The following is an 11,121-nucleotide window of genomic DNA, read 5'->3' as shown; positions in this document are numbered from 1 at the left end:
CCCCGGTACCCCGCGCACCGGCACCGCACCGGCCGGGCGTTCCCGTACCCGGTGACCTGGTGCTGATCGATCGTCGGGCGTCGGTGCAGTTCGCCGGCGACCGGGCGCTGTGGCTGCGGGTCACCTCGGTCTGCGACAAACCGACCTACCACGGCTGGGTGTGGCTCACCGGCTACTCCATCGACCCCGCCACCGGCAAGGCGCTGGCGCGGCGAGAGGTCTACGTGCAGATCGCCGGACTCCAGATCCAGCGACGCACGACCGAGAGCGCGCCGCCTCGCAACGTGGCGCCGGTGATGAGGAGACGCGGTGTTTGACGTACGGGTACAACTCGGCGCGGTGCTGGAGATCGATGCAGTCGACCGTCTCCTGCCGTCGGACGGGCCGGTGACGTTGTGGGTGACCGGGGTCCGGCTCGTGGCCCACCGCCCTCCAGACGATGAGTGGATCTGGGTTGAGGGGGATCAGGCTCGGTCCGTCCGGCCGCCTGGGTCCGCAGGCGCGAATCCTGGTACGCGCGAGCAAGCTTTCGCCCGCGAGAGCAGTCCGGTGAGCACCTACCTGTCCAGTGCCGTACGCGACCAGCTCCGTGCGGCACAGGCGCAGCTTGACCGGCACACCCCGTCGAGCGCTACGCCGCCTGCGGCTACGCGAGCCGGATGCGGCTGACGTTCGCTGACTTTCGGCCCGCCGCCCGGCCCAGCCGATCCGGGAAACGCGCCTTCACCTGGACAGGAAGGGACCGGGAAAGGGACGACCCCCGTCGGGGGGATGCGGTCTCAAGCTGTCGGACGCTACCAGCTGGTGCCAGCCCGCATCGACGAGCAGGTGCCGGACATCGTCGACTCACGTTCGGGGTCGACACACGTCGACGCTCTCGCTGCCTTCTTGCTGCCTCGCTGCCTGATGCCTCGCTTACAAGCTCTGTGCGTCGCGTCCGCACCCGTCCGGCAACGGCTGCAAGCTCGAAGCTCCGTCCGTGCCAGGGCGTGTCAGCGTGCCACCGTCAGACGGCATTGCTGTCAGTGTTGCTGTCGACAGCCGTTCCGCCGGCGGCCCAGGCCGCCCCCCGTCGGGGATGCGGACCCAAGCTGTCGAGTGCTGCCAGCTGTTGGTGTCCCGCGCCGGGGAGCAGGTGCGGGACGTCATCGCCTGATGTTCGGCACTGACCAGATCGAGCTCGCGCTGCTCCCGCCGCCTCAGTGCCGCCTTGGCGGCGGGCTCAAGCTGCGCGTCAAGGCGTGCCCGGACTACTAGCGCCGTAGGGTGCCTCGGGCTCGCGCGGGCCTGGGACCTGTGGGGCAGTGATGGGTTCTCGCTCGGCCGTTGGTGCCAGATCAGCGACACGCCGTAAGGCGTTCGCTAGCGACTTCCACCGGTCACTTAACGTATAGATCCTCGCTCCCTTAGCAACGACATGACCCAAGTCGACGCCGAAGGGGCCTTTGCCGGGCTTGGCGACTTCAACAGGCTCATTGCTCACCTGGATGCTGACAACAGAACATGACGAAGCGCCTTCGGCCTGGGAGGAGAGGATATAGACAACGTCACCTCGAGCGAGGCTGGCAGCCACGTCGACTAGCCTTGCTACCGAGCGGACTCCTGTATCCCGGTTGGTCCAGGTGTGCTCGACATTTGCAAGCCAAGTGCCGTTACGGTTTATCAGGTCCGACAGGAGCCTGTGTGCGACATGGCGAGCTAGCCAGAAGTCGTAGCCAGCGACCGCATCGACGGCGCCCGCCAAGTCTTCTATCCCTAGGATCTCGTCGACCAGTCCGCCATGGGCTATTTGGTTGCGCCGGTCGGCTAGGTCGTCCACCACACTCTCGACTGAGGCATGTACACCATTCAGCACTCCACCCACGAGTGCCGATAGATCCTCTCGCGACGAGGAAGTGCGAACATCGACGTCAAAGCGCGCAAAGACCTCCTCGACGACGCCGCTGCGGTAGTTTGCCGGGTGGCGTACAAGCACATCTAAGTTCAACTGCAGTCCCCCGCCGAGGCACGCGGTTAGGCGACTCAGAATGGTCTGCGGGTCCACTGTGTCCTTGGAATGCCCACGTTCGGTAACATCCTGAAGTCGGCGGACCGCCAGTTTCATGTGCTCGTCTTTGGTCCGCTGAGGAAGATCGTCGTAAGTCGCATAGGTTTCGGTAAGGAATTCGCCAACGGCTTTCGCCAACTCTCGCACGAATCTCTCGTGCGTTGCGTAAGCTTGGACAATTACAGCAGAGTACACCTGTCGCCGCCAGCCGTTGCTGGCGGCGATCCGGAATATGTTCCGAAGTTCAGCGGTTGTCGACGCCACGCTTGTGGTTTTCCGAAGGTCCAGCAGATGTGCTGCCATTTGGATCAGCTGGCGCGTCTCCTTAAATCCCTCATCCGCTTGCAAGACCGGGGTCGCAAGGTCCACCTAGTCCTCGCAAAGGGAGCGCAGGAAGGCAAGGGCTGCCGTGTCCCTTGCTTCGAGGTCACTTGCGTTGACTCGCCGGCCGTCGAACTTCGCATAGTTCGCCATGTAAAAGCTCGCCAGGTCGCCGTCGATTTCCTGGGCGCGGTCCAGCAGGACGTCCTTCTTGTCGAGCAATTGGCTGAACGCCCACATGAGCGAGTCGTATGCAACTAGGGTGGGACGTGCGACCCAGCTCCAAGTGCCCCTGCGCTCCCTATATAGCCAAAATGCAGAATTCCCGAGCACACCGTAAGCCAGATCGCTGGTAGCGGTAAACACTTTCTCGAGTGCGGCAATAGTTGGCGCCGGAAACTGGTTGCCGATCCGCAGGTAGGTGCTCAGGTATTCGTCGAGTCGCATCCCGCTACGCCAGAGCTGACGACGTTGGCGATGGGCGAAGAAGCGTAGGACGAGCTCGGCGTCCTCCATCCTTTTGAACGCCGGGTGGTCGGCCAGTTCTGGAGGGGGCTGCCAGCTGGGGTTACCCAGATCTTCATCCTCGGTTGGCGATGGGATACCCCACATCTGGCAAAGTGACGGCAACCGAGCGAGACGAATGCAGAGCTTGTTCAGTTCGCCTGGGAAGAGTGCATTCCTCTTTTCCTGCGGCGACAGGTCCTCGCCACCGGTGTTGATGCGCTCGAACACTAGTTGCTTCAGTCGTCCCGCCTGCTCTGGAGACTTAGCAGTCTCATGGAGGAGGACGATCGAAGACAGATAGCGCCTGTCAATCCCGCGCCTCACCTGCTCGGGAAGACTGTCGTAGCGCCTGCCGTTCAATTCGGCCCAGTGCTCCAGCCCTTCGAGCTCAAAGCGGCCCTCATAGAAGTCGGAGATTGCAGTCAGCCGTTGCCGACCATCCATGACCTCGTAGCGTGAGTATTCCGTTTCGTATAGAAAGACCGGCGGGACAGGAACATTCATTATGAAGGACTCAATCAGCCTGGACTGCTGTTCCCTGCTCCATCGCGGTCGCCGCTGGAAGTCGGGCTGCAAGTCGTAGTCGGCTGACTTGACTAGATCTGACACCTGCTTTAATGGGTAGCGAGCTTGTTCAACAACGATCCGGACGTCGCCGCGGACGTACTTTTCGTTCAGGTCTTCGTCTGATACGTCGCCTATAATGCTGGCTCTTCTAATCTGATGCGACGATATTTCCTCACCTTCCACCAACGTGGGAAGGTCGTCCAGCGACATGTTGAACCTCCGCGTTGTCTCGCTCTCCCTTGTAGAGCGGGCGCTCGATGCCTGAGCTTACGGGGACTGCACCAGGCTCGAAAGGTCGTGCGCTTGCGTCTGACCGCACCGTCGCTACCGATCTCGGCGACTGCCGAGCTGGGCGCACCAGGGCTGCGTGCCGGCTCGCGCTGCGGCGAGGCCATCTGGAAGACTGCGTCTCATGCTTCCGACCGCGCTTGAGCTGGACTTTCCGACGCGTCTTGTGTCTGCCGCGGCCGAGCGTGAGGCATGGCGCAAGGAAGTGCACCGCCCGGCAACTCACACCCACAAGTGGTGGGCCCAGCGTCTGGGAAGCGTCTTCCGGGGGATCCTGGCGTCCGCTCTCACCGCTTCGAGGGAGGAGGCAGAGGCCACCTTCCGCTCCCTCACCCTTCACCCCGACGTGACCGTCCTGGACCCGTTCGCCGGTTCTGGGACAACGCTCGTTGAGGCAGTAAAGATGGGCTGCCAGGTCATCGGTTACGACATCAACCCGGTAGCAACCTTGGTGCAGCGCCAGGCGCTCGCGAAATGGGATCCGAACGCTCTCGCAGCGGCATACCGAGAAGTAGAGGGGCGGGTCCGCGCCGACATCGACGCGCTGCACGTCACGGAAGCCGGAGAGCCGGTCCTCTACTATTTCTGGGTCTCCACTGCCGCCTGCCCGTCGTGTCCTGATGAAGCGCCGGCGGTCGAACTCTTTACTCGCTACGTATTTGCGCAGCATGCTTATCCCCGACGATACCCGACTGCTCGTGCAACCTGCCCTTCGTGCCACGCGGTTGTTACCGTAGATCTCTCGGCCCAGGATTCCTTTGCCTGTTCGGATTGTGGCTGGTCGGGACCATTTCAAGGCCCTGTCTCCGGCGCTACTATGACCTGCTCCGCCGGCCACAGCACAAAGGTGGTTGAGGCGCTGAACGGCCAAGCGCCCAAGCAGCGGATGTACGCCAAGCTTGTGCTGGCAAGCGACGGGGCCCGACGCTATGAGGCGATCTCGGACTTCGACTTGGAGTTGTATCGGCGCTCGGAGCAACTTCTAGAGGATAATGCGGACAAGCTTGTCTTGCCGTCGGGCAGGCTCGAAAATGGCCACAACACTCGGCAGGCGATCAAGTGGGGGTACAAGACCTGGCAGCAGTTTTTCAACTCTCGCCAGTTGTATTGCCTGGGCTTGCTCGGGGCAGCTATCCGCGATCTTCCGCAAAGCCCGGAGCGGGAAGCCCTCGCAGCCCTGTTCTCCGGTGTGCTCGAATTCAACAACCTGTTTTGCTCGTACAAGGGTGAAGGTACCGGCGCGGTCCGGCACATGTTCTCGCATCACGTACTCAAGCCAGAGCGCGCGCCGCTTGAAGCTCACCCTTGGGGAACACCTGCCTCATCGGGATCCTTTTCAACTCTCTTTAAGAGCAGGTTGCTGAGGGCGCTTGAATATAAGGAGTCCCCATACGACTTGGTTGAAACTGGGCGAGTTTCCGGGATCTCCCCGTCATTCGGTACGGATCTAGACGCCCGCCAAGAAGACGGACCCGACCAGTCGGGCCGAGTCTTTCTCTCTTCTGGTTCGTCGTCACATACGGCTCTAGACGACGGCATCGTGGACCTGGTGGTCACCGATCCTCCGTACTTCGATAACGTCCACTACTCAGAACTAGCTGACTTCTTTCACTCGTGGCTCCGCGAGATTCGGCCGTATTCGTCCTACCCGGCTGCCTATGCCACGACTCGGATGCCCGGCGAGGTGCAGTCTGCCGATCCATCGGTTTTCGCAAAGGCCATTGAGGCGGTATGGCGTGAGTGCGCTCGCGTCCTCAAAGATGATGGGCTTCTTGCCTTCACGTTCCATCAAGCTCGCCCTGCTGGATGGGCTGCAATGGTAACGGCGCTACGGAACGCTGGTCTCGTTGTAACCGCCATTCAGCCGATCAAGGGCGAGATGAGTGTCGCAGCCCCAAAGTCAGGTGCTGCCAACCCGTCAAACCTTGATGCCATCGTTGTGTGCCGGAAGGCAAGTCCTGGATGGGCCCCTGCGGTCGCCGATGTCCTCACCAAGCTTCGGGAATGCCAAGAGGCAGGGGTAGCTGTCGGCTGGAGTGATGTTCAGTCCGTCGTGAGAGGGACGGTCATGGCGGCGTACACTAGCCCGGCTTGCACGGCAAGTATCGATCAACTCATGGCCGATGCTAGCGACGCCGCCCAGCAGGCTTGCGATGAGCTAGGTATTGTCTCCCGAAGCCCTAGAGATCGATCCTGAACCTGCCCCTAGGGGTCGTTTCGGTCGTTCTCTTACTCGGAGTGGGAAAGGGATCGACTGCCTTTACATACACAGTCACTCCAGAATGCTTCGACCGGTAACACCAAAAGGTGCGTGGAGATCCGTCGGCGGCGTATCGCTTGACTTCGCGCACCCGTACGAGGTCCTGCTCGTCAGCTAGGTCTTCTCGCTGATGCAGCAGGGTTGCCTTGCCATGCAGCCAATCCCACCCCAACGGGTTGGCGAAAACCAACATGGGACGCTGGCGGTCCAGGCCATCACCGAAAGTGCCCAGCCCGATGCTCTTTTTCCTGATGCCAGTGATTTCATCATAGAGATTAGTGTCTTCATTGAGGACGGCTCCGGCAACTAGAGCCAAAGTGCGGACTATCGTTCTCTCAGCGTAAGGGCAGAGGAGAAGGAACAAGTAAAATGCTGGGACCCGAAGGAGTCGGCCGGTTGATGATTCGACTTTGACGGTAGAACACGGCGGGGTTGAATTGTAGTCAATGCCTGTCGAGCGAGCGGCGCGGCCAGCGGCGTCGGAATTGACCTTCTTTACCTCGACTGCGACGATCCGTCTGGCATCTAGATCAGCGCCGCCCTCTATTAACAGCTTGGTTTCCTCAGGCCGAGCTACAACGAGGTCTGGACTGACCAGGGGCTTGCCAGATGAGAAGACGAGGATCCCATCGGGAAGACGGCGGCGAAGCACCTCGCCTACCAACTCGTCAACCGGATCATCTTGCGTATTTCGTTTGTCTCGGAGCTGGAACGGAATAGGCGCCCCGTCAACGTCAAAGAACTCTTCAGTGAGTGCGGCAAAGATCGCGGCTGCAAGATCACGAGGCTGTGACGGCGTGCCCACTGGGACTGTCACGTTTCCCCCTCAACGACAGGTGGCTACAAGGGCTTGATCCTGCCTTAGATCGGGCCACCGTGGGGGACGTACAAGGGTGGGAAACCGTCCGTTTGGACGTCAACAACGGCTTGACGTGCCGCAGCCTTCGCGACGAGGCCGTGGTGGGGATGCGGCGCGTGCAACCCGGGCAGGCCCCTGGCCTGCCGGCAACGCCGGCCCGAGGGGTCGCAGAGGCTCCGGGGTCAAGGGCGGCCCGAAGGGCCGTCGCGCAGCGACGCGAAGCGCCCTTGACCTTGGAGGGGCGGCCCCGCACACTCCGCGCCGCATCCCCACCACGGCCGGCGGTGACTCGCCCTACGGCGCGGCGCGACGGCCGCCGCGCCCCGGCCGGCTGCCGGCCCACCAGTTCCCCGTTCAACTGCCTGTCGTTTGCGGAGGCCCTCCGGGCTTCCCGCTGTCCGCGCGCCAGCCGCCGGGCATCCGGCGTGACGGCCGCAGAGCGGCAGCGGCAGCGGCCGGCGCGCGCCCAGGCGGCGGCGCGTGCGGCCCGTTCAGGGCCGCCTTGAAGACGTACAGAAACTTTGAACCACTTCGCCGGCAGGCGGCCGGCCCCGGGGTCTTCGGCCAGCGGACACGGGATGGTGCGGGCTGGGTGCGCTCCGTACCCTGGCGGCATGGCCGCTCTCGTCGATACCGCTCAGGACATCGCGCGACAGTTGTTGGAGACGGCGTTACCCCGTCGGTGGAGTCACGTCCAGGCGGTCGCCGCGAAGGCGGACCGGATCAGCGCAGCGGTGCCGGTCGAGGATCGTGCGGTGCTCGTGGCGTCGGCGTGGCTGCATGACGTGGGCTACAGCCCGGACCTGGTCGATACCGGCTTCCACTCCCTCGACGGTGGCCGGTGGCTGCGCCGTGAGCGGTTCGACGAGCGGATCGCCGCGCTGGTGGCTCACCACTCGTGCGCGTGGCTGGAAGCGGAGGAACGCGGGCTCGGTGAGGTCCTGGCCGCCGAGTTCCCCCGGGAGGAAACCGCGGTGACTGACGCGCTCTGCTTCTCGGACATGACTACGGGGCCGGACGGGCAGGACTTCGAGGTCCTGGAGCGGCTGGCCGAGATCCGATCGCGGTACGGGCCGGAGCACCTGGTGACCCGGTTCATCCGCCGGGCGGAACCGGAGATGGTCGCCGCCGCGCAGCGGACCCAACGCCGGCTTGCCGGCAGCGTGGCTCAGCCGATGTAGGGCTGCGGGCGGTCCTCGTAGCCATGGGTGATGCGCAGCAGGGTCGACGGGTGGATGTCGAGCGCGTCCAGCTCGTCGCGGGCCACCCATCGCACCTCGCGTGACTCGTCACTCGGCGTCAGCTCACCGCCGGCCGATACGGCGCGGAAGCATAGTGAGAACTGCTGCCGTACCTCGCCGTCCGAGTACGCGACGACATGATCGGGGTCGGAGTAGACCCCGACCATCCCGGTGACCTCGATTCTGATCCCGGTCTCCTCCTGGGTCTCCCGGACCGCCGTCTCTGCCACCGACTCGCCGATCTCTTGCCCACCGCCGGGCAGGGACCACAGTCCGTTGTCGCTGCGCTGGATGAGCAGCACCCGGCCCTGCTCGTCACGGACGAAGACAGAGACAGCCACGACGATGCTGTTGGCCTTCGGTGCGTTCGGGTCGTGGTAGTGCTCGGTTCTCGCCATGCTTCTAGGCTGCCACCTCACCGCGCGGCATCGGGTAGGAGGCGGACAGGACCCGGTCGAAGCTGTCGGCGTAGGTGCCGAAGAGGTCCCCGCCGTTGAGCCGGCGTAGGTGCATCACGGGCGCGTGCGGTGCCGGGAACCCGTAGACGTGCATGTTGACCAGCATCTCGTCATCAAACCGGTAGATCGAGTTGTAAAGCGTCGTCTCGTGGTAGAGCACCGTCACGCCCGGCGCACCGTCAATCCGGTTGTAGTACTGCTGGACTTGCCGAATCTTCGCGGCCATGACGCCGGTCGCACCCTCCTCGACGCTCTTTCGCTCGATCGCAGGGCTGCTCGGATCACCGAGCAGGATCCTTACCTTGGCACCACCAGCGGCTTTCTGCCGCAAGGTGTCGATGAGCCTCGGGTCCTGTTCGACGAGGAAGAGGCCGGCGTAGGCCAGGATGTCGATTTGCTTCTCGGCCCGTTCGATTAGTCGACCCCACAGCTCATACGGAACCGAGGAGCGCCGGGAGTAAAGCTGGACCATCTCACTCTGACCGATCTTCGCCGCCTTCTCCGGGGTCACCGCCTTCGGCCAGAGGTACGGCACATCCTCGCGCACCAAAGCCGCGATGGCGTGCCGGTGACGCGGGTACGGCGTGCGGTCCTGGGTGATCCACCGTTCTACGGTCTTCGCGTCGACCCCGATCTTGTCGGCGACCATGGCGGGCGTTAGGCCGTTGCGCAGGATGGCATCGCGTAGCCGGTCGTTCGGCATTCGATCCTCCTCAGGGACGACTAGGGACGAGTAGACAGTAACCGAGACGTCCCATAGTCGTCCAGCCCACCGGATGGGCCGTCCTGCGAATTCCGGGAGCCTTATCCGCAGAGGCCAAGAGCAAGAGTCCACTGGGGACAAGCTCAACAACTGGCCGAGACACAGGAGGTATCTCGTGAAGCTGTACGTGGACACCAAGGCGAAGCAGGTGACGGTGTCGAAGGACCCGGAGCCGAAGAACGACCAGAACGGCAATCAGCGGTCGGAGAAGGGAACGGGCCGGCTCATGTGGTCCACCCAGGTCTTCGTTCTCGACGAGACGGGCGGTGAGGTCATCACTATCACCACGGCGGGTGAGAAGCCGAGCGTGATGGTGGGACAGCTCATCGACGTCGAGCAGTTGGAGGCCATCCCGTGGGCGACCAACGGGCGTAACGGCGTCGCGTTCCGTGCGATCTCGCTGAAGCCGAAGGCTGGTACGTCGGCGGCCAAGTAAGTCCTTCGCACATCGTGCTGCGTGAAGCCTGCGGTGTCTCCTGAAGCGGCCTACGGTCCGCTCTCCTGATCCACCTTGAGTCCGGGAGCGTTACTGGCTCCTACTCTCCCGGCCTCGGCAACCTCTCGGGTTGCCGCCACCTTGTTGCACGGGGCCGGTATGGCCCTTCGTGCCTCTGCCGGCCTCGCGCCGGTTCTTTCCTCAATGCCTTGCGGCCGTCAGCCGCGCCCTCACGAGGAGGAACACATGTCGTGCTTCCGTTACTACGTCACCTTTTTCCACACTACCGCTGATGGTGTGCAGGTTGAGTACTTCGAGTACCAGCCGGCCAGCCCTATCCGGGGCTATGACGACATCGCCAAACTGACCGACCTCATTCGCGGCTGGGGCCGCAAGCAGGTCACTGTGCTGGGCTTCTCGCCCTTGGCGGACGAGGAGTGAACCCACTCTCGAACGCTGACTGATCTGAATTCGAGCGCGGGGTCGGTACTGGCTCCTACACCTGCCGACCCCGTGCCCTCCAACCCATCCAGCCCAATCGCTTGGGAGGACGTGTCGTGTCCAAGTCTAGCCCTCGCCGCTCGTTCGGCCGGAAGTCAACCGGAACCGTGACAGTTATCGAGGCCAAGGTCCACCGGTCCTCGGCCCGAAACGCTCGAATGGCGTTCATCCTCGCTGCCGTCATCATCGGCATCCTGACGGCCGTGGTGGCCACTTCCTACGTACACCCGATCATCGCTCTGTTCATCGCCGTGGCCACCGGCCTCCCCTGTGGCGTGTTGGCCTGGCTCTTGGTCCGCGTCTGGCCGGTGCTGCGGCTGCTGTGGTGGTGGACCCCCGAAATCGTCCTGACCGTTTTGCTGCTCACGGGCTGGGTGCAGCTCGCCACCCACACCTCGACCCTGGTCACCCTGGCCGTCATCGCCGTCGTCCTCGGCGTGCCGACCGCCGTTCCCGTTACCCGCCGCCAGATCATCGCCTGGGTGTGGTGCCTGATCGTGCGCCACCGGTTGCGGGTGTGCTTCGCACAGTTCATCGTCGCCAACCAGTCCGGTTCCCTCCCGCTGATCCTGTGGGCCAAGCCGACCCCGGTCGGCGAACGAGTCTGGGTCTACCTGCGGCCCGGCCTCTCCCTGGCAGACCTGGAAGGCCGCCTCGACAAGATCGCCGTTACCTGCCACGCCTCGTCCGTCCTGGTCGAGCGGGCCGCCGACGGCAACGCCGCGTACCTGCGGTTCGACATCAAGCGCCGCGAGGTGCTCACCGCAACGGTCACGTCCCCGCTGGCCGACGTCATCGCCTCCGACGCCCCGGCCACCGACCGGCCGACGCCGGTCGTCCCCACCGCCCTGGACCTGCCCGACGTCCAGACCC

Annotated in this window: 11 protein-coding genes; 6 read left to right on the top strand and 5 right to left on the bottom strand. The window is 63.6% G+C overall.

Features of this window, described 5'->3' with window-relative positions; all coding sequences use genetic code 11:
- The first annotated feature begins 59 nt into the window (after positions 1-59).
- Complete coding sequence (locus tag E1166_RS26145) at positions 60-317, top strand: hypothetical protein (RefSeq protein WP_132342609.1); 258 nt, start codon at positions 60-62, stop codon at positions 315-317.
- 917 nt (positions 318-1,234) lie between these two features.
- Here E1166_RS26145 and E1166_RS26135 read toward each other — a convergent pair.
- Both E1166_RS26135 and E1166_RS26130 read right to left on the bottom strand, forming a co-directional pair.
- The gene (locus tag E1166_RS26135; RefSeq protein WP_132342608.1) at positions 1,235-2,416 is read right to left on the bottom strand and encodes an MAE_28990/MAE_18760 family HEPN-like nuclease; all 1,182 of its coding nucleotides are present in this window, start codon (positions 2,414-2,416) and stop codon (positions 1,235-1,237) included.
- Entirely contained in the window at positions 2,417-3,652 is a 1,236-nt protein-coding gene (locus E1166_RS26130) for a DUF262 domain-containing protein (protein ID WP_132342607.1), read from the bottom strand.
- Between the two features lie 202 nt (positions 3,653-3,854).
- Between E1166_RS26130 and E1166_RS26125 the strand changes: the two genes are divergently transcribed.
- The gene (locus tag E1166_RS26125) at positions 3,855-5,927 is read left to right on the top strand and encodes a DNA methyltransferase (protein ID WP_132342606.1); all 2,073 of its coding nucleotides are present in this window, start codon (positions 3,855-3,857) and stop codon (positions 5,925-5,927) included.
- Here E1166_RS26125 and E1166_RS26120 read toward each other — a convergent pair.
- The gene (locus tag E1166_RS26120; RefSeq protein WP_132342605.1) at positions 5,911-6,807 is read right to left on the bottom strand and encodes a hypothetical protein; all 897 of its coding nucleotides are present in this window, start codon (positions 6,805-6,807) and stop codon (positions 5,911-5,913) included. The genes E1166_RS26125 and E1166_RS26120 overlap by 17 nt on opposite strands.
- Positions 6,808-7,463: 656 nt before the next feature.
- On the opposite strand from E1166_RS26120, the gene E1166_RS26115 reads away from it, so the two are divergent.
- Positions 7,464-8,030, top strand: coding sequence for an HD domain-containing protein (locus E1166_RS26115; RefSeq protein WP_132342604.1), 567 nt, complete (start codon positions 7,464-7,466; stop codon positions 8,028-8,030).
- Here E1166_RS26115 and E1166_RS26110 read toward each other — a convergent pair.
- Together E1166_RS26110 and E1166_RS26105 are read right to left on the bottom strand one after the other, a co-directional pair.
- A complete protein-coding gene (locus E1166_RS26110; protein ID WP_132342603.1) occupies positions 8,018-8,488 on the bottom strand; it encodes an NUDIX domain-containing protein in 471 nt (156 codons plus the stop codon). The genes E1166_RS26115 and E1166_RS26110 overlap by 13 nt on opposite strands.
- A gap of 4 nt (positions 8,489-8,492) precedes the next feature.
- Complete coding sequence (locus E1166_RS26105; protein WP_132342602.1) at positions 8,493-9,251, bottom strand: XRE family transcriptional regulator; 759 nt, start codon at positions 9,249-9,251, stop codon at positions 8,493-8,495.
- A gap of 175 nt (positions 9,252-9,426) precedes the next feature.
- Between E1166_RS26105 and E1166_RS26100 the strand changes: the two genes are divergently transcribed.
- The 3 genes from E1166_RS26100 to E1166_RS26090 all read left to right on the top strand — a co-directional run.
- Positions 9,427-9,747, top strand: coding sequence for a hypothetical protein (locus E1166_RS26100; protein WP_132184609.1), 321 nt, complete (start codon positions 9,427-9,429; stop codon positions 9,745-9,747).
- Positions 9,748-9,993: 246 nt separating this feature from the next.
- Positions 9,994-10,188, top strand: a complete 195-nt coding sequence (locus E1166_RS26095) for a hypothetical protein (RefSeq protein ID WP_132342601.1) — start codon at positions 9,994-9,996, stop codon at positions 10,186-10,188.
- A gap of 167 nt (positions 10,189-10,355) precedes the next feature.
- On the top strand, positions 10,356-11,121 hold a 766-nt coding region (locus E1166_RS26090; protein ID WP_132342600.1), incomplete at its 3' end, for a hypothetical protein.

This window comes from Micromonospora sp. KC213 (genome assembly GCF_004348325.1).
Classification (GTDB): Bacteria; Actinomycetota; Actinomycetes; order Mycobacteriales; family Micromonosporaceae; genus Micromonospora.
This window is presented reverse-complemented; position numbering and strand designations above follow the sequence as displayed.

What these genes read in the sequence shown, in the direction of transcription:
- E1166_RS26095 (WP_132342601.1), top strand. Translation starts at nt 9,994, where the DNA reads ATGTCGTGCTTCCGTTACTACGTCACCTTTTTCCACACTACCGCTGAT.
- E1166_RS26110 (WP_132342603.1), bottom strand. Translation starts at nt 8,488, where the DNA reads ATGGCGAGAACCGAGCACTACCACGACCCGAACGCACCGAAGGCCAAC.
- E1166_RS26105 (WP_132342602.1), bottom strand. Translation starts at nt 9,251, where the DNA reads ATGCCGAACGACCGGCTACGCGATGCCATCCTGCGCAACGGCCTAACG.
- E1166_RS26125 (WP_132342606.1), top strand. Translation starts at nt 3,855, where the DNA reads ATGCTTCCGACCGCGCTTGAGCTGGACTTTCCGACGCGTCTTGTGTCT.
- E1166_RS26130 (WP_132342607.1), bottom strand. Translation starts at nt 3,652, where the DNA reads ATGTCGCTGGACGACCTTCCCACGTTGGTGGAAGGTGAGGAAATATCG.
- E1166_RS26115 (WP_132342604.1), top strand. Translation starts at nt 7,464, where the DNA reads ATGGCCGCTCTCGTCGATACCGCTCAGGACATCGCGCGACAGTTGTTG.